We start from the raw sequence: 23637 nt of genomic DNA, 5'->3' as shown, positions 1-23637 counted from the left end.
AGCCATGCTAAAATTTGTAAAAGGACATATGGAAAGTATCACAGGTATAGAAATATACCCTTTGATATCCTTACTTATATTTTTCATCTTTTTTGTCACTCTTTTTTACTGGGTATTTACCGCTAAGAAAGACTACATCAATACGGTGAGTAACTTACCATTAGACAACCAAAACGATACATTATCATGAGAAAATTAATCCCATCATACATAAGAGTTCCTCTTGTATTCTTTATTATAGCAGGACTTGTCGAATACTTTGTAGAGTCTGGAGACCAACCAGCCTTTATGGAAAAACCAGTGGTTTTAGCTTTCTTACTATTGGTACTCTTAATTCTAATTGCCATAGAAGGTATTGTTGGCGCTATGGAAAACGTCTTGTATCAAAGTTTAGACGAAGAAGCCAAAGCAAGATACGATGCGCAACAAGAAGCACCGTCTAAACTAGTATTATGGTTTAAGAACGCATACAAAAAACTAGTCGGTTCTAAGCCTATTGAAGAAGAAGGCGAAATTATTTTAGACCATAACTACGATGGCATAAAAGAGCTCGATAATAATCTTCCACCTTGGTGGGTCTATAGCTTTTACGTTACAATTATATTCGGAGTCGTTTATATGATTAGATATCATGTGCTTAATGCAGATGACCAATTTGCAGAATATGAAATTGAGTATGCCGAAGCACAACGCGCGATAGAAGAGTATAAGAAAAATGCCAAAGATTTAGTAGATGTAAATACAGTAGTACTTTTAACTGAAGCGTCTGACTTAAAAGCTGGTGAAAATATTTTTGTCTCCAAATGCGCCGTGTGTCACAAAGCTGATGGCGGTGGTGGTATTGGACCAAATCTTACCGATGAGTATTGGATTCTTGGCGGTGGTATAAAAAATGTGTTCAAAACTATTTCTGAAGGTGGACGCTCTGGTAAAGGTATGGTCTCTTGGAAGAAAGAAGGTTTAAAGCCTTCTGAAATGGCACAAGTAGCAAGCTATGTGTTACAATTTCAAGGCACAACACCTGCAGAGGCCAAAGCTGCCGAAGGTGAGATTTGGATAGATGAGTCTGCAACAGACCAAGAAACTAACAAAGAAACAGAGGAAAAAACAGAAGAAAACAGCAGTACAGAAAGTACTGAAGCCGTAGAAGTTGTAAGTGCTACAGAAAACTAAGGTTAATTTATAAAAACAGCCAAATCGCCAGTTGCGTAAAAACATGGAAACCCCTTCAAACGAAGTTTTTAGAGATTCTATCGCTACCATCAATGAAGAAGGAAAGCGCAACTGGATATTTCCTAAAAAACCATCCGGACCACTTTGGGAAAAACGTAAATTATTAAGCTATTTTTTATTAGCCTTTTTATTTGCCTCGCCATTTATAAAAATTAATGGCAATCAGTTTTTGATGTTCAATGTATTAGAGCGTCGCTTTAATATTTTTGGCTTTCCGTTCTGGCCACAAGATTTTCATTTGTTCGTTATATCAATGATAATTCTTGTTGTCTTTATTACGTTGTTTACCGTAGGTTTTGGGCGTATTTTTTGCGGGTGGTTTTGTCCTCAAACCATTTTTATGGAAATGGTCTTTAGACGTATTGAGTTTTGGATTGATGGCGATAGAAACAAGCAGCGTAAACTTGCAAAACAAAAATGGGATTCAGAAAAAATTAGAAAACGCCTACTAAAGTGGTTTATATTCTTAGTTATATCATTTTTAATAGCTAACGTATTTTTAGCCTATCTTATAAGTGGTGATAAGCTTATAAAGTATATTATCGAAGGTCCGTTTAAGCACCTTAGCACACTTATACCACTAATAATTTTTACAGGTGTATTTTATTTTGTTTTCGCCTGGTTTAGAGAACAAGTTTGCATTATTGCCTGTCCATACGGGCGCTTACAAGGTGTATTATTAGATACCAAATCTATTGTCGTGGCGTATGACCACAAAAGAGGCGAAGGAGAAAACGGGCGTAAATCGTTCCGAAAAAATGAAGACCGCCAAGCTTTAGGTCATGGCGACTGTATTGATTGTTTTCAATGCGTACACGTCTGCCCTACCGGAATAGATATTAGAAACGGTACGCAATTAGAGTGCGTTAATTGCACAGCATGTATCGATGAGTGCGATACAATTATGGAAAAAATTAATCTTCCTAAAGGTCTCATCCGTTATGCTAGCGAGGAAAACATCGAAAATAAAACTGAGTTTAAGCTAACTGCAAGAATGAAAGGATACATCACAGTCCTTGTTATTCTCTCTGGAGTTTTATTAGGTATGCTGGCTCTAAGAAATGACGTGGAAGCTAATATTCTTAGATTACCAGGCCAACTTTACGAGCAAAAAGGAGAAGATATTATAAGTAATGTGTACACCTACAAACTGGTAAATAAAACGTCGGAAGATATCCAAAATATAAGCTTTAGAATAAGAAATATGGAAGGCGAAGTAAAACTCGTTTCAAATTCTGATGCGATGGTATTAAAAGCGCAAGACATTGCCGAAGGTACATTGTTTATAGAATTATATCGCAAAGACGTATCCGGCGATAAAAATAAGTTAACAATAGATATATACAGTAACGAGGAGTTAGTTGAAACCACAACTGTTGGTTTTTTAGGACCTCGTAGCTATAATTAAAATATAAGATATGAAAATAAATTGGGGCACAGCAATCGTCATTGCGTTTATAGGATTTATAGCATTTATAATGTATTTCGTGATTAGTATGAGTACAGATTCTAAATACAATCACGACTTGGTAACAGATGATTATTACCAACAAGAATTAAAATATCAGAACGATATTAATAAGGTTGAAAATGCCAAAAAGCTTTCAGAAAATATCACCTGGAAAAAGACAGAAGATGGTATTCTTTTAGCCTTTCCAAAAGACTTAGACATTACAAGCATAAAAGGAAAAGTGTTCCTATATAGACCATCTAATAAGCAACTAGATTTTGAGATTCCTATTTCATTGTCTAATCACAACTTGCTCATACCTGACAATCGCTTGTTAGATGGTCGCTGGAACATTAAGATAGACTGGACTTATAAAGACGAAGCGTTTATGTATAAAGACCAATTAAGCTATTAATATTTATGGTAGCCACAGCGTTTGCATTAGGATTATTAGGGAGTTTACACTGCGTTGGCATGTGTGGTCCTATTGCGTTTATGCTACCTGTGGACCGAACAAACTCGTTTAAAAAAGTTTCACAAATTTTTATGTATCACTTAGGTCGTTTATTGGCTTATAGCCTTATTGGGCTAATCTTTGGCATTATCGGTAAAAGTTTAAATATTTTTGGCTTTCAACAACAATTGTCTATAGTTATTGGTGTTTTAATGATTGTTTTAGTCTTAATGCCTTACAAGACAATTTATAAATACAATCTCTCTAAACCGCTTCATCGAATTATAAGCAAGGTAAAATCGTCATTAGGTGCAGCATTAAAAAAGAAAAGTGCCGATACCTTTTTAACCATTGGTTTTTTAAATGGATTTTTGCCTTGTGGATTAGTATATATGGCAGTTTTTGGAGCAATAGCCACAGGAAGTCTTACTTGGGGAAGTTTATATATGCTAATTTTTGGTATTGGGACTATCCCGTTAATGACCTCAGCCATTTATTTTGGTAAGTTTTTAAACAGTACAATTAAACAGCGCATACAGAAAGCAGTTCCTGTTTTTGTTGTAATTATTGGAGCCTTATTTATTCTTAGAGGTTTAGGTTTAGGCATTCCCTATATCTCACCAGAACCTTTTGTAGAGATGGCTTCAGGGCAATTAAATTGCCATTAGGTATAAGCTTTTCAATTCCACATTCTATTCAAATTTTAAATTATAAAAAAACGCCAAAGCTGATTAAACTTTGGCGTTATTACACTTGATTCTAAAAAAAATACTAACCAAACATTAAAAAAAGAGTCAAGTATTAAATTTTAAATGTCATTACTGGCAATGTCGAGTGGTTGGCTATATCTTCTGATATACTACCTTCGAAAAAGTGAGCCAAGCCTCTGCGACCATGTGTTGCAACAGCAACTAAATCTGCACCAATGCTGTTTGCAAAGTTTAGGATTCCTTTTTCTACAGAATAATCGGACACGACATTAACATTAGAGTAGTTCTCTAAATCGCCATCTGCTTTCCTTAGAAACTTAGTTACTAAAACATCTATTTCAGTAGAACTTTTAAAACCATTATCTGGTGTGTTTACATAAATTAGGTGCATTTTAGAATCTAATTTCTTAAAGGTTGCTTTTGCTCTTAGATAGGCTTCGATGGCATCTTCGGAGAAGTCGCTTGCAAATATTCCCGTATTAAACTCTACTAAAATTGGATTGTGCTTTACTATAAGAACTGGCACTTCGGAATAACGTACCACACGCTCTGCATTAGAACCAATTATGACATCCTTTACGCCACTGGTGCCATGAGACCCCATAACCACTAAATCGATTTGATGGGCATTAATTACCTCATTAATTTCTTTAAATACTTTAAAATGCTTTATTACTGGAGTTACATCTACACCATCAAGAAAATTTCTATCTAGAAATGTATTCATTTTCTTTTCTGCAAGTTTAAAATAGAATACACCTTCCTCGTTTAGAGCGGCTGTACTTGCTGTATAAATAGCGTTAGAGAGCTCCAACATATGAAGAACATAAAGTTCTGAACCATGCTTTTTTGCAATGGCTGCTGCTGTTTCAAGAGCATTTTCTGAGTGCTCTGAAAAATCGACGGGTACTAGTATTTTTTTCATTTTTAATTGTTTTAAGATTAGTAATTATATGGTCATTGAAAACAACTGACTATCGGGGCGTTTACGCTGTAATAATAAATCAAATGCCATACTTATATTTCTAATGAATGGTTTTCCTTTCTCGGTAACAATCAACCCGTTATCTACAAAGGCAAGTAAACCATCATGTTCTAATTCTTTAAGTTTAATAATAATTTCCGGGATTTCTTCAAAATATAAGTCCTCGGTATCCCAATGCGTTTTAAAATTACACATTAAATTAAGAATGTGCTTTCTTATTTTTAAATCTTCTGTATTTAATATATGCCCCTTAAAAACAGGAATAATATTTTCTTTTAATAAATGGTAATACTCTTCAATCGACTTAACGTTTTGTGCAAATCCATACCAACTATCGCTTATGGAAGATACACCAAGCCCAATCATAGCTTGCGTTTTCGAAGCGGTATAACCCATAAAGTTCCTATGCAGTGTTTTGTTAATCATAGACTTGTACAGGGAATCGTTAGGCAGTGCAAAATGATCCATACCAATTTCTGTGTAACCTATGTTTTGTAACATGGTCTTACCTGTTTCGTACTGCTCTCGTTTTTCTTCTCCTTTTGGCACATCTTCGTCTCTAAATCCGCGCTGACCATTACCCTTTATCCATGGCACGTGGGCATAGCTGTAGAATGCAATTCGGTTTGGTTTTAGCATTCCTGTTTTCATAATGGTACCTATAACATCTTCTTTAGTCTGAAATGGCAAGCCAAATATAATGTCGTGCCCCACAGAAGTATAACCAATTTCTCTTGCTAATTCAGTTACTTTTTGTACGTTTTCAAAAGGCTGTACACGATGTATGGCTTTTTGTACATCTATATTATAATCTTGTACGCCATAACTAACGCGTCTAAAACCTAAATTAAATAAAGTTTGCAAGTGTTCTTTAGTGGTATTGTTAGGATGCCCTTCAAAGCTAAATTCATAATCCTCTGCAAGATTAGATGTCATTAATATTTCAGAAATTAAGAACTCTAAATTTTCTGGTGAGAAAAATGTTGGTGTACCACCACCTAGATGGAGCTCTTTTATATTTGGTCGTCCTTTAAAAAGCTTAAGGTACAATTGCCATTCTTTTAATACTGCTTTTATGTATGGCAACTCCAATTCGTGACGTTTTGTAATACGCTTATGGCAACCACAAAAGGTACACAGACTTTCGCAAAATGGTAAATGTATGTAGATGCTTAAACCTTCTTGTGCATTACTTTCGTTAAAAGATTGTATTATCGATGATTCCCATTTTTTCTGAGAAAACGTATCTACATTCCAATACGGAACGGTTGGATAACTTGTGTAACGAGGACCCGCTACGTTATATTTATTAACTAGTGATTTGCACATACCTATGAATTGATAATCAAAATTAGCGGTGTGGCATCGAATAAAATATGATATTTGTCATGTAATAGATTTACCTCTTTTCGCTATGATTAAAACTGAAGTATTTAAAGTTAGTTTGGCAGATAAGCAAAGTGTAATAATCCCTAAACTTTATGCAGAGGTATTCTATAAATTAAAACAAAACCGAATTAAAGTTAAAGCCAATTTTAATTCTAAAACCATTGAATTTTATGCTGCGTTAAGACGAGAAAAAACAGGTGTTTTTAGAATCTATTTTAGTAAAACAAAACAGAAAGAACTTAATCTTACATCTACTGATAACTTAGAAATGCAACTCTCTGAAGATACTACTAAATACGGTGTTATCCCATGTGAAGAATTCGAAGCAGTGATGCTCACAGATTACGAGGCTTACAACATATTTGAAGCTCTTACGCCAGGCAAAAGGCGAAGTATCATTTACGCCATAAACAGATACAAATCATCACAAACGAGGATAGAATAAACTCTTTTGTTTGCTAATAATCTTCGGCGAGGCATATTTGACCAAAAACTATGGTTAAAGGAGAATTAAAGAATTTGCAAAGCACAATCAATCTGCGTAACTTTACTCAAAACCAAAAAAATAGATGATGAAATATTTAAAACCAATCGTAATCTTTATGGCTTTAATTTCTTTTATAGCATGTAAAGACAATAAAAAAACTGAAGAAGTTGTTGAAGAAGTTGAAGTTGAAGAAGTAAAAACTCCAGAAAGTACAACAAAAAAAATGACGATTAACCTATCACCTAAAAGCGATAGTAACGTAGAAGGCACGGTAACATTCCAAGAATCAGACGGAACCGTTTCCATGACAGCAAACATGACTGGACTTACAGAAGGTTCTCATGCCATACACATTCATCAAACTGCGGATTGCTCTTCTGCAGACGGAAAATCTACTGGAGGGCATTGGAATCCTACAGCTCAACCACATGGAAAATGGGGTGATGAAGCTGGTTATCACAAAGGTGACATAGGAAATTTTGAAGTCGCTGCAGATGGCGTTGGTACTGTCGAGTTTTCAACAGATCAATGGTGTATTGGTTGCGGAGATGAGACTAAAGACATTGTTGGTAAAGCGGTTATTGTACACCAAGGTACTGACGATTTTACATCGCAACCGTCTGGTGCTGCTGGTGCAAGAGTGAGTTGTGCTGGAATTATTGAATAGTCGATAGCGCAATAAAAATAACGTTTAAAAAAGAGCTGCTTATTAAGTAGCTTTTTTAATTTTATAAAAAATCTTAAAATGAATCCTTCAGCAACTGGTTGGATAAAGAAACTACTCACCTTTTTACCTGAGAGTACTGTCTTGCAATTAGACAAGGCTTCCTTCTACAAAAGATTAAAAGCCACTGGGTTTATTTATGGTAGCAATATCAATTGTATCTGCGATTTAGTCGATGATACCGATTTTAATGAGGAAGAACGCTGTAAAGTCAATCTAATTACTGCATTCTACTACATCTTTAGTCTTGAAACGGCCGAAGGTAATTTTCTAGATAGTGTAGTTGATTATTACAAAGCTACTGACGAGCATAAACGTTCGTTTTTATCAGAACTCTTTGGGGAGCCAAGTAGCGATAAGTTGTTAGAACAAATTATTCATAAACGTATTCATATTGATGATAATATCATTACCAAGAATTTCAACTATTTTTTGATTAATGCATTTTTGTTTATAGACATCATCGGTTACCATAGATTTTTAACAGAAAAAGAAAATACAAAGACATACATCTCTAATTTTGAATCTGCATTAGAAACCATCGTATTTACTGTTTTAGATTCTAAAACCAACAAAACAGAATACGACCAAAACCTAATTAAGCTTTTTGAAGCTTCATTAAGGCACAAAAAAGAGGTACAATTATCTAAAGACCAGGTTGCTGCTTCTATCTCTGGAACCTTAGAAAAACGATATGTTGTAGATATTGTATGTATGGCGTCTTGGAGTGATAAGCAAATAGATAAAAACGAATACCTATACCTCAACCAACTGCGGCAAGACTTAGATATAGACTCACATATTCTTATTCAATCCATAGATGATATTAATGCGTTTTACGAAAAAAATCGCGATAAAATAGCGTTTTTAAGCGCTAAGAATCTGGCCCAAAGTTTTTATGACAATAGCAGTAGTATAGTTACGCGACTTATAAAACGAAACAGCAAAAGACTTACTAAAGAGCTGTCTCAAAGCAAAGAAGCCATTTATCTGTTAACCCAATCTACAAAACGCAACTTAACCGAAGAGGAACAGAAAAAAATACAGAATCAGCTTTTAGATATTTTTAAATCCATACCAAGTCTGGCTATCTTTATGCTTCCTGGAGGTATGCTTTTATTACCGCTTTTCGTAAAATTTATTCCAAAGCTATTGCCGTCTGCATTTGATGAGAATAGAATTGACGAAGATTAGTTGTAACAAATTGATTTGCAATGTGACTTATTAGGTAAATTCTACCATAATGATAACTGACTACTACTCTATACTTGGCGTTGCCAAAGACGCTAATCTAGAAACCATAAAGAAGGCATTTAGAAAAGAAATAGCACTTTATCATCCTGAAAATAATAAAACTCCAGAAGCTAGAGAAAAATTCGATGTGTTGATTGAAGCCTTTAATGTGTTGTCAGATGAGAAAAAGCGCGAAGCTTATGACATAATGCTAGAAAAAAGTTTTTCTAGCACCGTACCTATGGTCATTAGTCAAAAAGAAGAGGAAACCTACGAAGATTGGAAAAAAGAAGCCAAAAAGAAATCTAAAAAATCATGGGAGTCGGATTTAACGGATTTACTCTTACTCGACCTATTTTTTGATGTTGGAATGTTTGGTATGTTTGATGATTTTGGAGACATCATTGGTGACACAATCGGTGATGTTTTCGATTTATTCTAACCAATTTTTAAAATCCTTAACACGCTCTCGCGCAACGATTATCTTTTGTTCTTTAAACGTGTTTAATTTTATCTGAAGCCTAGAATTTGTGTAGCTTACCATATCTTTAATAGCATTAATATTTACATAAAACTTACGACTTACTCTAAAAAAAACATGAGGCTCTAAGTCATTTTCTAGTTGGTCTAACGTGGTATCGAGTAAATAATTTCTGCCATCTTTTGTATAAGCATAAGTGCCTTTATTTTCGCTGTAAACACATTCTATATCTTCAATATTTATAAGCTTTAAGTGTTGACCAACTTTAACGGAGAAGCGTTTTTTGTATTCGCGTTCAATTGGGTTTACGAGCAAATTTTTAATGTCATTAAAATCTAGAGTTACAGCTTGTTGTTGCGGTGCTCTTTCTTGAAATTTATCTACAGCCGTTTTTAAATCGTCCTCGTCTATAGGCTTCAGTAAATAATCAATACTATTCAGTTTAAAAGCCTGAAGCGCATACTCATCAAAAGCTGTTGTAAAAATAACGGCAGACTTAATTTCTACAGTATCAAAAATTTCAAATGACAAACCATCACTTAACTGTATATCCAAAAAGATTAAGTCGGGATGTGGATTATCTTTAAACCAACTAACAGCTTCTTCCACAGAGTGAAGCATAGTTTCTGCATTTACATCTATAGCGTTAAGCATACGCTGTAATCGGCGTGCCGATGGTTTTTCGTCTTCGATTATAATAACCTTCATACGTTACAATTATAATTTTTATGTCTTAAGTTATTCCCAAGTTTTATGGTTTTCACCCATAAACTCTTTTATCTTTTTCTCTTCCCATTTTTTATTAAAAAGACTACGACCTTTAAATACTTTGATAGCATTGAGAACAACAAAAAATCCCCAAACAATAACTGTGGTATAATTAACGGCTAAAATGGCATTAGTATATGGTGTATCTTCGATAATAAAAAGATTCCAGATGACAAAAGTAACTACGACTAAATAAGCCGCTAAATGAATGTAAAACCATTTGAGTTGAGACACTCTTTTTTTAGCCTCGATATAATATAATTCTTCTTGTTCCTTATTATTCATAGCCATTGAATTTACTGTCTTTTTCACGTTCTTTTTGCATAAATTCTTCAATTTTACGCTGTTCCCAATTTTTCCCTAAAAGAAAATTGAAACCAAATACGCCTATAAAATGAAATAAAAGTCCAATACCCCAAAAGAAGGCTGTGGCATAAGGACCAAATCCGGAGAAACCTGCATTAAAACCTATGAGTAATATTAAAAACACATTGACAATAACATAAGATGCCAAATGCCAATAAAACCCTGAAATGGCTTCTACTCGCTTTTTTGCTCTTAGGTATGCTTCTTCTTCTCTAAAATCCTTCAGAGGAGATTGTTCTTCTTTATAGGGTTCTATACTATATTTTTCCATGATGCTACTTGTTTTTATTTAATTCTTCTTGCATAAACTGTTCAATTTTGCGCTCTTCCCAATCGTAACCCAACAGGTTTGGAAGGAGAAAAACTGAAAAGGCATGTACACACAAGATGGCTCCCCAAACTATGAACGTACTTAAAGTATGTAGGCTCCATAATTCTGTTATAAAACTATCCCAGCTATCAAGATTATCGTTTACTCTAAGCCATATAATAACTAAGTTGATAATTGTAAAAATCATTAAGTGTCTGTAAAACCCTTTTAAGCGTTCTAGTTTTCGTTTTGCACGTTGAAGTTTTAAATGTGATTCTTGATTTTTCATAATACGCTCTTTTAATTCCAACGGTTATTTTCTTCTTCTTTACGCATATACTCTTGTATTTTGCGTTCTTCCCAACGTGCACCAAAAGCACCATCTCCTATAAATACCTTATAGGCTTGAAAGCATAAACTTAATCCCCAACCTAACATAGGAAACCAAAACCATTGTATGGTATGACTTGAGTATCTGTACCAGATAAATATTAAAAAAGGAATAACTAAACAGTACGATACTAAGCTGCCATAAAAGGCCTTGAGTTCTTCTAAACGTTTACGGGCTTTGACGTAACTCTCGTCTAGCCTGTTTTGAGGTAATTGTGATTGTCTCATGATTGATACTTGTTTTGTGAGCATTGGTATGGCTACTGCAAAATCCTCTGCTCGTTGATTGATGATAACTTTTTTATTTGATAGCAACTTATAACGTTGCTTAATATTTTCTAGACCTACGCCGCTACACTTTTTTACAATTTGTTTAGGCTGTAGATTGTTCATGACTACTAAGTAACCACCATCTTCATAAATTTTGATATGTAATGGCTTACTCGATGTTACCATGTTATGCTTTACCGCATTTTCTAAAAGTAGTTGTAATGATAAGGGTACCACTCTACTTTCAGGATTTGAAGCCTCTTCAGGTATTTCAAAAATAATACTGTCCTCGAAACGCATTTTTAGCAAAGACATATAGGTCTTTGCAAATTGCAACTCCTCGTCTACAGTGACTAAATCTTTATTTTTTTGCTCTAAAACATACCGATATACTTTAGATAAAGAGGTTGTAAACTTTTGGGCGCTTTCTGGATTCTCTTCGATTAAACTTGTTAAAACATTTAAGCTATTAAACAAAAAGTGTGGGTCTAACTGATTCTTTAAAGCATCAAACTTTGCACTTGCAGCACCAGCAATAACTTTCTGCTCTTTTATTTTAGTTTTTTGATAACGGTTATAGAAATAAATAACATAGAAAAACGATACTATGGTGAGCGTTATCCATATACCAAAACCATATTGATTATAACTCTCTGTCTTTAAAAACTCCTCTATAGAATTCCCGAAAATTAAAGTCTCGGTTAATATTCTAATCAAAAAGATAGACAGAGCCGTTATAACTGTTGCGCCTGCAATACCATAAAGAATACGTTTAAGAACATCGTAACTACTAAAAGTTTGTTTCTTAATGTAATTGAAATAAATCGTGTTTACATAACTTAACACAAAGGTGTAAAGCATTGTAAAACTAAAGTCTATTAAGAACGATTTTACACTACTATACTGAAACCAAAATCCTTTTAGGATATTTGAAAATACCAGTACAAAGCAACCGATAACAAATACAATGATTAAACTTTTAATAGACTTAAACATAATTTTAATTTCTATAGTTTAGATTTTACTCTTTACAAGGCTTTACAGCTTCTTGCGCCCTGTTTTTACCCCAATTAGGATGGTATTTACTTTCAGGCTCAAACGAATCGAATAAGTCTATAGAACCTTCTAGCTCTTTACAAAATGGTGTTGGGTCTTGGCCAAAATAACGCGCCGAACCCATGGCCCAATCTGCCTTACACATTACTACTCTAGGATTTTTTGGTGCTAGCGCGTAAGCTTTTGCATACAATTCTGAAACCTTTGCAGCATATTTCATTCCGTAAGTTCTACCGTCAAAGGCAACCCAATTGGTATAAATCTGTCCTTGCATCACTAGTAATTCTGGATTATTGGGGCTAAGAGCCATAGCAATATTTAGATGTTCTTGTGCTTTATCTAATTGTGCTTTTAATACAGTTTCGTCTTTCTCATTCCAACTTTTTAGACTGTTGATTTGTGCAATATAATAGTGCGGTAGCCAGTTCTTTTTTTCGGCATTGGCAATACGCTCAAATAAGTTTTGTGCTTCTTCGGTTTTATCTGCGTTCCAAAGCTGAAAAGCTTTGTCCATACCTTTTTCAAAATTGGTCTGAGCATCTGTAATACCAGTTAATAGTATTACGAGGAGTATGAGTAAATTTTTCATTTTTATATTGATTTGATTGATGATTTCTAAAGCGTTATCGTAATTATTTTGCTTTCGCCTTTAAGTTCAAACTTAGCGTCTTTCCATTTTGGAGGTCCCATGGTGCCTCTAGCATTATTGGAGCAACCATAATCTTCTTTAGGAATACCCAAGAAATTAGTATCCATTTTACCATTGTTATTCTCGTCGTGAATAAATGATACGGCATAAATACCTTCTGGTACGTCTGTAAAGACCACCTTTCCTGTTTTGTTAGAAATTTCTCCAATAACTGACATAAATCGTTGGTCTAAAAAATTAGCTTCAGAATTATAAAGTCCAACTAAAAGTCTTCCCTTATCATTGTCTAGGCCACTAATGTTAACAATAATGTCTTGCGTATTTTCCTTTTGTGCATGAGCTACAGTAATGGTAAATACTAGAATTACTAAAATTTTTACAAGTGTTGACACCACGTTTATCTTTTTATTTGATACAAATATGCAAAGGCTTTTTAGTTTCATAAATCAATAGTTACTCAATTGTAGTTTTTTTAGGATGAAATGTAAGATACTAAAAAAAGCACCCTTTAAAAGTGCTTTTTAACTATAAAAAAATAGTCGTAATCCTTTTAATCATTGCTTTTAGTTCTTCTCAAAAGCATCGATGTAGCGTCTAGCTCTTTTGTTTCCTTTATTTAGGTTGTAAGCCTTTTTGTAATTCTCGTAAGCATTTAAACTATCTCCAGACACTAAGTAAGCCTGCCCTAAGCTATCATAGGTATTTGGACTGTTAGGATGCAGTTTTGTATTCATCATTAAAACGCCTATAGCATCATCGAAATTCTTTTCTCTTATATACTTATAGCCCAGTCGATTGAACTTGTATTGATTTATAAATTCACTTGTAGAGTCCTCTGCTTTTATTTTTAAAAATCCTTCTAAAGCGCTATCCCAATCTTTTGCATCTAGATATTCGCTAGGTGTTTTATAGTCATCTGCAACTTTTAAATAATCGTAACTTAAACTATCTGGATTAGTCTCAGAAACCACAGCTAAATAGTGTTTATTGGTTTGTGGATGCGTGGCAAAACGTAATTTTTTGTACAAATCTGGCACAAAAAACTCGTTTGTATCTGTAACCACTGGCTTAGTCTTTACACCACGCCAATCCATATAAAGCTGATTATCTTCATAGGAAATAGTTATAATATCATCGGCGTTGAATAAATATTTACCTTGAGTTTGCTTTTTGAAAGCATCCGAATAGTCAACGGACGATGAACAAGCAGAAAAAAAGATAGCACAAATTAATATTAGAAATAAGAATTTAGGTTTCATAAAAATATGGATTGGTATTGGCAAAAAAGTCTCACTATAAGTGAGACGACTATTTATTAAATTTGTTACGTTTAAATGTCTACCAAAACTCTATCCTTGGCCCATTGTACAGCTGCTTCTAAACTATTAAACCGCTGTATTTTTTTATTAAAGAAAAGATTTTCTATAACGGTATTCATAATACTCCCTTTTGTATTTGCCACAACACCATAGCCCTTAAGAGAATAACTATTTGTAAAAAACTTTAACCAATCGTTGGGCTTTACCGCGTAAGAATTAATCCGATTAGAGATATATACCAAATCGCTACCATCAGTATTTAAAAAAGAAGTAACATCGTCTACAATTTGTTTGGCGTGGTCGTCCCAAGTAATAGTAACGCCACTATTAATTTCCGAGACTACAAAGCCATCGAATATATAAACATCTCCAAAATCGTAGCTTAATTCCTTAAGAATCTTACTAGAAAATACTGAACTTTTCACTGTTATCATTGGGTTGGGGGACTATCAATAAAAATCTAATGTACACAAAAAATTAACTGAGTATATTAATTTTGCAGAAAAGATGAAATAAAAAAACGCTTCAAGACATTTTGAAGCGTTTTTTTAGTATCTCAACAATTTGATTACTAATGATTTATAAAAAAAAGGTTATCTACTTACTTTACATCCATTAATTCAACATCGAATACTAGGGTTGCATTTGGTGGTATAACGCCACCTGCGCCTGCACTACCGTAACCTAAATCACTAGGAATAACTAAACGTGCTTTATCTCCTACATTTAAGAGACAAATACCTTCGTCCCAACCCGAGATTACTTGTCCTACACCAACTTGAAAGTCTAAAGGCGCATTTCTTTTGTAAGATGAATCAAATACAGTGCCGTCAGCTAACTGACCTTTGTAATGTACAGAAACCATGTTGCCTTTTTCAGCTTTTTTACCGTCTCCTTTTTGAAGGATTTGGTAACGTAAGCCTGAAGCTGTTTCTTCAAAACCAGCAGCTAATTTATCTAACTCAGTGCGTCTAGCTTCGCGTTCTGCAGCAACCCTTTTCTCTCTAGCACCTTCAAAAACTCTAAAGGCTTCAACAGCATTAAAGTTTTCAGCAGCTTTACCTACTCTTACAATCTCTATACTTTCAATCGTATCACCTTGAGCTACTGCATCAACCACATCTTGTCCTTCAGCTACTTTTCCAAAAACAGTGTGTTTGCCGTCTAACCAATCTGTAGCAATGTGTGTGATAAAAAACTGACTTCCGTTTGTGCCTGGACCTGCATTTGCCATAGACAATACTCCTGGACCATCATGTTTTAAATCTGGATGAATCTCATCATCGAACTTATATCCTGGATTACCAGTACCCGTTCCTAAAGGGCAACCACCTTGAATCATAAAATCTGGAATAACTCTATGAAATTTTAAACCATCATAATAAGGTGTTCCTTGAGGTTTAGCCGAATTTTCTAAATTTCCTTCTGCTAAAGCTACAAAGTTACCTACTGTACCTGGTGTTTTTTCAAATTCAAGATTGACTAAAATTTCCCCTTTTGATGTATTGAATTTTGCGTATAAACCGTCTTGCATCTCTTCTGTGTTTTATTTAAGGCTGCAAAGATAACAAATGAATGACGATTGACGAATTTAGACTTACGATTTGTTGTAATGAGCAATTGCTATTCGTAAATACAGATTAAAATACTTAGTCATCTGTCAGGGTGAGCTTATCGAAACCGTGCAACTTAAAACTACTTTTTATTACACTTCGACAAGCTCAGTGTGACGTTTGTTTTCAAAATTGAATTAATCTTTTAGTTTTGTTGAAAACTAACTAATATGAAATTTATCACCAAAATACTCGCTAGCATGGGAAACATCAGAGCAATGGAAAAACTACACGTAGATGACCATACTGAAGCAATAATAAACGATATAGAGCAAAAACCTTTTGGTATTTCTGAAAACAACGTTTTATATGCAGGACTGAATGAGTTAGGTGGTTATTATTTTTTCCAAACTGTGGTTGTGGGACAATTTCATATTAAAACTTTAAAAGGAGCTAGATTAATCTTAAAAGGTGACAATATAGAATTGCAATTGAATTCTGATATGTCTGAATTAGAATCTGATTATTCGAACGTTTCAAATCGAAGCATCACTAAAATAGATTTCCAAATAGAAGAAGCAGATATCAAAACACTACAAAATAGCAGAATTACAAGCATACAGCTAAAAGCTAAAAAGCAGGATATTTTGTTTACGAAGTATGAGGAGAAATAATCAACAAAGCTAACTTCCAACTTCTAACTTCTAACTTCCAACTTCTAACTTCTAACTTCTAACTTCTAACTTCTAACTTCTAACTTCTAACTAAAATACTAATTCGCCACCTCACTAATAAACTTAATACGATACAAGCGGAGTTCTTCGTCATCGTAATCGCCATCAAACTCGTCAATAGCAACGTCTATTTTATCGGTTTCAGATTCCATAAAGTAGTCGTGAATCTCTTCTTGTTGGTCTTCATCTAAAATTTCATCTATCCAATAAGAAATATCTAGCTTTGTTCCTGAGAATACGATAGCCTCCATCTCTTTTATAAACTCTGGCATTTCCATACCTTTTGCAGAGGCAATATCGTCTAAGGGCAATTTTCTATCAACATTCTGGATGATATACAATTTTATACCAGAATTGCTTCCAGTGGACTTTACAACCATATCCTCTGGTCTAATGATATCGTTTTCTTCTACATAATCCTTTATAAGTGCTATAAAATCCCTACCATATTTCTTTGCCTTGCTTTCACCAACCCCATGGACGTTAGATAATTCTTCTAGTGTTATTGGGTATTTAAGCGCCATATCCTCTAGAGAAGGATCTTGAAAAATAACAAAAGGCGGCACGCCTAAACGCTTAGCACTAGACTTGCGCAAATCTTTTAGCATGCCCATGAGTTTTTCATCGACTACTCCAGCAGAGCTAGATTTGGCATTGGTGATGATGCTGTCGTCCGTATGCTCATCGAAAACGTGGTCTTCGGCCATCATAAAGCTTTGCGGATTTTTTAGAAAATCTTCGCCTTCTTTTGTAATACGCAACACACCGTAAGTCTCTATGTCTTTTTTAAGCAATTTTGCTACCAGAATTTGGCGAATTAAGGCCATCCAATAACGCGGTTCCTTGTCTTTACCAATCCCAAAGAAATCTTGTTGATCTGTCTTATGAGAGGATACTAAAGCGTTAGACTTACCAACAATAACTTTTACCAAATCTTTAGCCTTATACTTTTGGTTGGTCTTTTTTACAACATCTAAAACAACTTTAACGTCGTCTTTAGCTTCTTTTTGCGGTTTCGGAAAACGAACATTATCGTCCATATCGCCACCTTCGCCAGTTTCGTTATCGAATTCTTCGCCAAAATAATGCAGAATAAATTTACGTCTAGAAATAGAAGTTTCGGCGAAAGCCACAACTTCTTGAAGCAAAGCATGACCAATTTCTTGCTCTGCAACAGGCTTACCAGCCATAAATTTTTCGAGCTTTTCGATATCTTTATAAGCATAGTATGCCAAGCAGTGGCCTTCTCCACCATCGCGTCCCGCACGTCCTGTTTCTTGGTAATAGCTTTCGATACTTTTAGGAATATCGTGATGAATAACAAAACGCACATCTGGCTTATCGATACCCATACCAAAAGCTATAGTTGCAACAACAACATCCGTATCTTCCATCAAAAACATATCTTGATGCTTCACTCGTGTTTTTGCATCTAGACCCGCATGATAGGGCACTGCTTTTATTCCGTTAACCTGCAGAACTTGTGCTAATTCTTCTACACGTTTACGGCTAAGACAATACACAATACCAGATTTACCTTCATTTTGCTTTATAAAACGAATAATATCTGCATCAACATTTTTGGTTTTTGGACGTACTTCGTAATATAAGTTTGGTCTATTAAAAGACGCTTTAAATGTAACCGCATCTTGGATTCCCAAACTCTTTAAAATATCTTCTTGTACTTTCGGCGTAGCCGTTGCTGTTAATCCAACGATAGGAATATTATCGCCTATACGCTTAATTATATGTTTTAGATTTCTGTACTCTGGTCTAAAATCGTGTCCCCATTCGCTAATACAATGTGCCTCATCAACCGCCATAAAGGAAATGGTCACCGTTCTAAGAAAATCAACATGCTCTTCCTTGGTTAACGATTCTGGAGCAACATAAAGTAATTTGGTAATACCATTGGTAATATCTTCTTTTACACGCTTAACTTCGGTTTTATTTAAAGACGAATTTAAAACGTGAGCAACACCATCGTTATCGGAAACACCACGTATGGCATCGACTTGATTTTTCATTAATGCAATTAGTGGAGAAACCACTATCGCTGTTCCTTCTTTTATAAGTGCAGGAAGCTGATAACAGAGCGATTTTCCGCCTCCTGTAGGCATAATTACAAATGTATTATTACCAGCTACAACATTTCTTATAACGTCTTCTTGCAATCCCTTGAATTCCGAAAATCCAAAATATTTTTTAAGTTCTGAATGCAAGTTAATTTGTGCAACACTCATTAATCCCTATTGCTAATTTTAATTTACCTTTGCGTGAAGTTTAAAGATAATAAAAATCTTTATATCAAAACGATTATTCAAACTAGAAGACTATTTTGGAAAAAAAAGCATCTATACTCGATATCGCCAAAGAGACAATTACGATGGAAAGCAAGGCTATTGCTAATCTAGCCAATCTACTAACAGACGATTTTGCAAAGGCTACCGAGCTTATTTACAGCTCTAAAGGTCGGGTTATTATTACAGGAATAGGAAAAAGTGCCATTATCGCAAACAAAATTGTTGCGACACTAAATTCTACAGGAACGCCTGCCGTTTTTATGCATGCTGCGGATGCTATCCATGGCGATTTAGGATTAATATTAGAAGACGATGTGGTGATTTGTATCTCTAAAAGTGGAAACACACCAGAGATTAAAGTTTTAGTGCCTTTAATAAAAAATGCCAAAAACAAAATGATTGCCATTACCGGTAACAAAGAGTCGTTTTTAGGTCAGCAAGCAGATTTTGTTCTGAACGCTTATGTTGAGCAGGAAGCTTGTCCTAATAATTTAGCACCCACAACAAGCACGACAGCGCAATTGGTAATGGGTGATGCACTTGCGGTTTCACTATTAAAACTTAGAGGATTTTCTAGTAGAGACTTTGCAAAATACCATCCAGGTGGTGCTTTAGGAAAGCGTTTATATTTAAGAGTAAACGACTTATCTTCAGTAAATCAAAAACCACAAGTCTCATTAAATGCAACGCTTAAGGAAGTTATTATAGAAATCTCTGAAAAAATGCTCGGCGTAACTGCTGTTACAGAGGATTCTAAAATTGTGGGTATTATCACAGATGGTGACTTAAGACGAATGCTGAGTAAAAGTGATGAGATTTCAGAATTAACAGCCAAAGACATCATGGGCAGTAATCCAAAAACCATAGACGAAGATGCAATGGCCGTTGATGCTAAAGAATTAATGGAAGAATATGGAATTTCACAATTACTTGTAGAAAAAAATGGCAAATATGCCGGTGTGGTTCATTTACATGATTTAATAAAAGAAGGCATTATATAATGGCAAAGAAAAATGTAGATGAAATGTCTTTTTTAGACCATCTCGAAGATTTAAGATGGCATTTAATTAGAATCACTATAGCTGTGCTCTTAGCTGGTATTGTAGCGTTTTGCATGCCTGGAATTTTATTTGATGTAATCATTTTTGGACCTACAGAAATGAGCTTTCCTACTTACGAATGGCTCTGCCAAATGTCTCAAACTATAGGCATAAAAGACACAACGTTTTGTGCAGACAGATTTCCATTTGATTTGCAAAACAGAACCGTTGCAGGACAATTCTCAGCACATATTTGGACGGCAATATATGCAGGTTTTGTTATTGCTTTTCCTTATGTTTTATATCAACTATGGCGATTTATAAGTCCAGGTTTAAAACCCAATGAGCGTAAAACATCTAGAGGCTTTATTGTTATAGCCTCATTACTCTTTTTTGTTGGTGTATTATTTGGTTACTATGTAATAACACCTTTATCATTCAACTTTTTAGCCAATTATAGTATTAGCGATTTAGTGGTCAATGATTTTGATTTAAATTCGGTTATCGCTGTTGTTAGGTCATCATCTTTAGCTTCAGGTTTGGTGTTCGAATTGCCTATTGTCATTTACTTCTTAACCAAAATAGGTCTAGTAACCCCAGAAGTATTAAAGAAGTATAGAAAATTTGCCTTGGTTATTGTATTAATTATTTCAGCAGTAATTACGCCTCCAGATATAGCAAGTCAGGTTATTGTGGCTGTTCCGATACTAATATTATACCAAGTGAGTATTTTTATCTCCCGAATAGTTGTAAGGAATCAAAAACGAAAAGAACAAAAAGCAAAAGCATAAAAATGTCTGATATAGTAAAAGAATTTAATGACTATCGTTCTAAAATGAACGATAAAATTTTAGCCGATAACAACAAGATTATCAAACGTATTTTTAATCTAGATACTAACGCCTATCAAGCTGGTGCTTTAGATGTAAAAACCAAAGAGCTTCTTGGTCTTGTAGCCTCCGCAGTATTACGTTGTGACGATTGCATTCGTTACCATCTTGAAACAGCTTACAACGAAGGTTTAAGTAAAGAAGAAGTTTCCGAAGCTTTAGGGATTGCTACTTTAGTCGGTGGCACCATTGTTATTCCACATTTAAGACGTGCATACGAATATTGGGAAGCATTAGAAAATCAAAACGATTAAGTTTTAAAAGACATTGTCAGGTTGAGCGCAGTCGAAACCTTTAAAATTATAATTCAAAAACCTTTCGACTGCGCTCAAGGTGACAGAATTACACGAAAATTGTATTTTTACCGTTCTTGGTTTAGAAATTAGTCTATGAAATTACACGCCGAAAATTTAATGAAGTCCTATAGCGGACGAAAAGTGGTAAAAGATGTCTCTCTTGAGGTTAATCAAGGAGAGATTGTGGGGTTGTTAGGACCAAACGGTGCTGGTAAAACCACATCCTTTTACATGATTGTTGGTATTATAAAACCAAACGGCGGTAATATCTATTTAGACGATAAAAACATTACCAAATACCCAATGTACAAACGTGCTCAAAATGGTATTGGTTATTTAGCTCAAGAGGCTTCAGTTTTTAGAAAGTTGAGCATCGAAGATAATATTCTTAGTGTACTACAAATGACGAAACTGAGTAAAAAAGAGCAACATGATAAAATGGAGTCACTTATCGAAGAGTTTGGTTTAGGCCATATCCGTAAATCTCGTGGTGACCTCTTATCTGGAGGCGAGCGTCGTCGTACAGAAATTGCTCGCGCTTTAGCTACTGACCCCAACTTTATTTTACTAGATGAGCCATTTGCGGGTGTTGACCCTGTAGCGGTAGAAGATATTCAGCGTATTGTGGCACAATTGACCAAAAAGAATATTGGTATTTTAATTACCGACCACAACGTACAAGAAACCCTAGCCATTACAGACAGAACTTACCTTATGTTTGAAGGTGGCATCTTAAAAGCTGGAAAACCCGAAGAATTGGCTGAAGACGAAATGGTGCGTAAAGTCTATCTCGGTAAAAACTTTGAGTTACGTAAAAAGAAACTTGATTTCGAATAGGAACAAGCCTTATTCGCCTCCATTAGCACTTTCTTTCAATAACTTCTTTTGATATTTACTTTGTACAATGTCAACAATAACTAATACCACAATAACAAAATAGAACGTAGTCTTACTCATTGGTACAATTTCATTTCCAAATAGCTTTAGATGCGCTAAATGACCTCCTTCGGTAACTAGCATAATACCAACAATAAAAAGAATAAATAACCCAAGTACCTCATACATTCTATTTTTAGCCAAGAAAGTAGAAATACGGTCTGCTAAAAAGAGCATCAGTAAACCACTAGCTACAATAGCAATCGCCATAACAATAAAAGCTGTGGTAGAATTATCCAATTCGTTTGTTAATCCAATAGCAGCCAAAATTGAATCGAAAGAGAACACCAAATTCATAATAACAATGCTCGTAATTACTGCATTAGAGGATTTAGTGCCTTTGGATTTGTCTTCAACATCAACATCTAAATCTTTTAAAGAAATCATATGCCAAATTTCTTTTATCGCTGTATAAATTATAAATCCGCCTCCTGCTAAAACAATAATACTATGTCCATTAAACGCAAACTCTAAAACATCTTCAATCTTACCAGTTAAAAATGAAAAAGGATTTTGAAAATACCCAATTAAAGATACCAACAAAAACAATAAAACAATTCGTAAGCCGATAGCTATTAAGATACCTACTTTGCGCACACGTTTTCTGTCGCTTTCAGGTGCTTTTTTAGATTCAAGAGAGATATAAAGAAGATTGTCAAATCCTAAAACAGCTTGTAGCATAACAAGCATAAGCAGCGTAAAAATAACTTCAGCCATAAGTGATTATGTGATTGATTTTTGATTAAATAATGAGACGATAACGTATAAAAGAATAATAAGTGGTATAGCTATAAAATGAAAGATTATAATTAGTGCAAGACTTAATAATAAGAACACATACCGTATAATATTATCCTGAAAACTCCAAGTCTTAAATTTTAAAGCAAACAGTTTAATGTTAGAATTAAGCAAAAAAGAACTCAATACCGTCAATGCAATTAAAAACCAAACGTTTGTAAATAAATTTGAAACAGTTATCGAATACTGAAAATGTAAAATTAAAGGCAAAGATAATACCAGTAAGGTATTTGCAGGTGTTGGCAAACCTTTAAAATAGGTTTGTTGGTCTTCGTCCAAATTAAATTTACCTAATCGGTATGCAGAAGCTATCGTGATTAAAAAACCAATAAGAGCTAAAGGACGTAACTCACCGCCACTCCAACGCATAGATTGGTTCCATGTATCTTCTACCACAAAAATATTACCACCGCCTAACGCTTCATTTATTAAACCATACATAACAATACCAGGTACTACGCCACTAGTTACCATGTCGGCTAAAGAGTCTAATTGAATTCCGAGCGTACTTTGCACATTTAGTTTACGTGCTGCTAAACCATCAAAAAAATCAAAAAAGATACCTAAAAACACAAACAAAGCCGCACCTACATAATGTGTATTCACTGCAAATAGTACAGCTATACATCCAGATAATAAATTAAGTCCTGTTATAACATTAGGGATATGTTGTTTCATCTACTTTTTTAATTTCTGTAAAAATAGAAAAGAATTTTAGTTTAATTGAAGATAATAAAATCTATTCTATTGACAGATATCCATACAATTGACTCTCAATATCGAACAAATTTTAGACCTAGGGCTTAAGATATT

General features: G+C 34.4%; 29 protein-coding genes. 14 read left to right on the top strand and 15 right to left on the bottom strand.

Annotated elements, in window-relative coordinates:
* The first annotated feature begins 4 nt into the window (after positions 1–4).
* Genes DFQ05_RS01895 through DFQ05_RS01875 form a run of 5 tightly spaced genes read left to right on the top strand, consistent with a single transcriptional unit; the run spans position 5 to position 3805 of the window.
* Complete coding sequence (locus DFQ05_RS01895) at positions 5–190, top strand: CcoQ/FixQ family Cbb3-type cytochrome c oxidase assembly chaperone (protein ID WP_132703018.1); 186 nt, start codon at positions 5–7, stop codon at positions 188–190.
* Complete coding sequence (locus tag DFQ05_RS01890; RefSeq protein WP_132703016.1) at positions 187–1173, top strand: cbb3-type cytochrome c oxidase N-terminal domain-containing protein; 987 nt, start codon at positions 187–189, stop codon at positions 1171–1173. The genes DFQ05_RS01895 and DFQ05_RS01890 overlap by 4 nt, the downstream gene beginning before the upstream one ends.
* 43 nt (positions 1174–1216) lie before the next feature.
* The gene (ccoG, locus tag DFQ05_RS01885; protein ID WP_132703014.1) at positions 1217–2641 is read left to right on the top strand and encodes a cytochrome c oxidase accessory protein CcoG; all 1425 of its coding nucleotides are present in this window, start codon (positions 1217–1219) and stop codon (positions 2639–2641) included.
* A gap of 10 nt (positions 2642–2651) precedes the next feature.
* Complete coding sequence (locus tag DFQ05_RS01880; protein WP_132703012.1) at positions 2652–3098, top strand: FixH family protein; 447 nt, start codon at positions 2652–2654, stop codon at positions 3096–3098.
* A 5-nt stretch (positions 3099–3103) separates the two neighbouring features.
* On the top strand, positions 3104–3805 hold the full coding sequence (locus DFQ05_RS01875; protein ID WP_132703010.1) for a sulfite exporter TauE/SafE family protein: 702 nt from the start codon (positions 3104–3106) through the stop codon (positions 3803–3805).
* Between the two features lie 133 nt (positions 3806–3938).
* On the opposite strand, the gene DFQ05_RS01870 is transcribed toward DFQ05_RS01875, so the two are convergent.
* Together DFQ05_RS01870 and hemN are read right to left on the bottom strand one after the other, a co-directional pair.
* Positions 3939–4772, bottom strand: a complete 834-nt coding sequence (locus tag DFQ05_RS01870) for a universal stress protein (protein WP_132703008.1) — start codon at positions 4770–4772, stop codon at positions 3939–3941.
* 24 nt (positions 4773–4796) lie between these two features.
* Positions 4797–6161 (bottom strand): oxygen-independent coproporphyrinogen III oxidase, encoded by a 1365-nt coding sequence (gene hemN, locus DFQ05_RS01865; RefSeq protein ID WP_132703006.1) that lies wholly within the window; start codon positions 6159–6161, stop codon positions 4797–4799.
* Positions 6162–6246: 85 nt separating this feature from the next.
* Between hemN and DFQ05_RS01860 the strand changes: the two genes are divergently transcribed.
* The 4 genes from DFQ05_RS01860 to DFQ05_RS01845 all read left to right on the top strand — a co-directional run bounded on the left by DFQ05_RS01860 (position 6247) and on the right by DFQ05_RS01845 (position 9107).
* A complete protein-coding gene (locus tag DFQ05_RS01860; RefSeq protein WP_241974190.1) occupies positions 6247–6666 on the top strand; it encodes a YdeI/OmpD-associated family protein in 420 nt (139 codons plus the stop codon).
* 127 nt (positions 6667–6793) lie between these two features.
* Positions 6794–7375, top strand: coding sequence for a superoxide dismutase family protein (locus DFQ05_RS01855; protein ID WP_132704118.1), 582 nt, complete (start codon positions 6794–6796; stop codon positions 7373–7375).
* A gap of 78 nt (positions 7376–7453) precedes the next feature.
* On the top strand, positions 7454–8626 hold the full coding sequence (locus tag DFQ05_RS01850; RefSeq protein WP_132703004.1) for an LETM1-related biofilm-associated protein: 1173 nt from the start codon (positions 7454–7456) through the stop codon (positions 8624–8626).
* A gap of 49 nt (positions 8627–8675) precedes the next feature.
* Positions 8676–9107, top strand: coding sequence for a DnaJ domain-containing protein (locus tag DFQ05_RS01845; RefSeq protein ID WP_132703002.1), 432 nt, complete (start codon positions 8676–8678; stop codon positions 9105–9107).
* On the opposite strand, the gene DFQ05_RS01840 is transcribed toward DFQ05_RS01845, so the two are convergent.
* The 10 genes from DFQ05_RS01840 to DFQ05_RS01795 all read right to left on the bottom strand — a co-directional run bounded on the left by DFQ05_RS01840 (position 9099) and on the right by DFQ05_RS01795 (position 15808).
* Positions 9099–9854: a LytR/AlgR family response regulator transcription factor gene (locus DFQ05_RS01840; protein WP_132703000.1), complete on the bottom strand. Its 756-nt coding sequence runs from the start codon at positions 9852–9854 to the stop codon at positions 9099–9101. The genes DFQ05_RS01845 and DFQ05_RS01840 overlap by 9 nt on opposite strands.
* 30 nt (positions 9855–9884) lie before the next feature.
* Positions 9885–10199: a 2TM domain-containing protein gene (locus DFQ05_RS01835; RefSeq protein ID WP_158281886.1), complete on the bottom strand. Its 315-nt coding sequence runs from the start codon at positions 10197–10199 to the stop codon at positions 9885–9887.
* Positions 10192–10551, bottom strand: coding sequence for a 2TM domain-containing protein (locus DFQ05_RS01830; RefSeq protein ID WP_073085875.1), 360 nt, complete (start codon positions 10549–10551; stop codon positions 10192–10194). The genes DFQ05_RS01835 and DFQ05_RS01830 overlap by 8 nt, the downstream gene beginning before the upstream one ends.
* A gap of 4 nt (positions 10552–10555) precedes the next feature.
* Entirely contained in the window at positions 10556–10879 is a 324-nt protein-coding gene (locus tag DFQ05_RS01825) for a 2TM domain-containing protein (RefSeq protein WP_132702996.1), read from the bottom strand.
* A gap of 11 nt (positions 10880–10890) precedes the next feature.
* Positions 10891–12246, bottom strand: a complete 1356-nt coding sequence (locus DFQ05_RS01820; protein WP_132702994.1) for a histidine kinase — start codon at positions 12244–12246, stop codon at positions 10891–10893.
* A 25-nt stretch (positions 12247–12271) separates the two neighbouring features.
* Entirely contained in the window at positions 12272–12895 is a 624-nt protein-coding gene (locus DFQ05_RS01815; RefSeq protein WP_132702992.1) for a tetratricopeptide repeat protein, read from the bottom strand.
* A 26-nt stretch (positions 12896–12921) separates the two neighbouring features.
* Positions 12922–13398, bottom strand: a complete 477-nt coding sequence (locus DFQ05_RS01810; RefSeq protein ID WP_132702990.1) for a DUF2141 domain-containing protein — start codon at positions 13396–13398, stop codon at positions 12922–12924.
* 120 nt (positions 13399–13518) lie between these two features.
* A complete protein-coding gene (locus DFQ05_RS01805; RefSeq protein ID WP_132702988.1) occupies positions 13519–14214 on the bottom strand; it encodes a tetratricopeptide repeat protein in 696 nt (231 codons plus the stop codon).
* A 71-nt stretch (positions 14215–14285) separates the two neighbouring features.
* Positions 14286–14708 (bottom strand): hypothetical protein, encoded by a 423-nt coding sequence (locus DFQ05_RS01800; protein ID WP_132702986.1) that lies wholly within the window; start codon positions 14706–14708, stop codon positions 14286–14288.
* A 167-nt stretch (positions 14709–14875) separates the two neighbouring features.
* Positions 14876–15808, bottom strand: a complete 933-nt coding sequence (locus DFQ05_RS01795; protein WP_132702984.1) for a peptidylprolyl isomerase — start codon at positions 15806–15808, stop codon at positions 14876–14878.
* Between the two features lie 249 nt (positions 15809–16057).
* Here DFQ05_RS01795 and DFQ05_RS01790 point away from each other — a divergent pair, with 249 nt between their 5' ends.
* Positions 16058–16501, top strand: coding sequence for a hypothetical protein (locus DFQ05_RS01790; RefSeq protein WP_132702982.1), 444 nt, complete (start codon positions 16058–16060; stop codon positions 16499–16501).
* Positions 16502–16599: 98 nt separating this feature from the next.
* On the opposite strand, the gene recQ is transcribed toward DFQ05_RS01790, so the two are convergent.
* On the bottom strand, positions 16600–18804 hold the full coding sequence (gene recQ / locus DFQ05_RS01785; protein WP_132702980.1) for a DNA helicase RecQ: 2205 nt from the start codon (positions 18802–18804) through the stop codon (positions 16600–16602).
* Positions 18805–18947: 143 nt separating this feature from the next.
* Here recQ and DFQ05_RS01780 point away from each other — a divergent pair, with 143 nt between their 5' ends.
* The 4 genes from DFQ05_RS01780 to lptB all read left to right on the top strand — a co-directional run bounded on the left by DFQ05_RS01780 (position 18948) and on the right by lptB (position 21927).
* Positions 18948–19865: a KpsF/GutQ family sugar-phosphate isomerase gene (locus DFQ05_RS01780; protein ID WP_199221960.1), complete on the top strand. Its 918-nt coding sequence runs from the start codon at positions 18948–18950 to the stop codon at positions 19863–19865.
* On the top strand, positions 19865–20695 hold the full coding sequence (gene tatC / locus DFQ05_RS01775) for a twin-arginine translocase subunit TatC (protein WP_132702976.1): 831 nt from the start codon (positions 19865–19867) through the stop codon (positions 20693–20695). The genes DFQ05_RS01780 and tatC overlap by 1 nt, the downstream gene beginning before the upstream one ends.
* 2 nt (positions 20696–20697) lie before the next feature.
* Entirely contained in the window at positions 20698–21048 is a 351-nt protein-coding gene (locus DFQ05_RS01770) for a carboxymuconolactone decarboxylase family protein (RefSeq protein WP_132702974.1), read from the top strand.
* Between the two features lie 135 nt (positions 21049–21183).
* On the top strand, positions 21184–21927 hold the full coding sequence (gene lptB, locus DFQ05_RS01765; protein ID WP_073085852.1) for an LPS export ABC transporter ATP-binding protein: 744 nt from the start codon (positions 21184–21186) through the stop codon (positions 21925–21927).
* A gap of 9 nt (positions 21928–21936) precedes the next feature.
* Here the strand turns inward: lptB and DFQ05_RS01760 are convergent, their stop codons facing one another.
* Positions 21937–22743, bottom strand: coding sequence for a TerC family protein (locus DFQ05_RS01760; protein WP_132702961.1), 807 nt, complete (start codon positions 22741–22743; stop codon positions 21937–21939).
* 6 nt (positions 22744–22749) lie between these two features.
* Positions 22750–23502, bottom strand: a complete 753-nt coding sequence (locus tag DFQ05_RS01755) for a CDP-alcohol phosphatidyltransferase family protein (RefSeq protein ID WP_132702959.1) — start codon at positions 23500–23502, stop codon at positions 22750–22752.
* Positions 23503–23637: the final 135 nt, after the last annotated feature.

It is taken from the genome of Winogradskyella wandonensis, from assembly GCF_004346845.1.
GTDB lineage: Bacteria > Bacteroidota > Bacteroidia > Flavobacteriales > Flavobacteriaceae > Winogradskyella > Winogradskyella wandonensis.
This window is presented reverse-complemented; position numbering and strand designations above follow the sequence as displayed.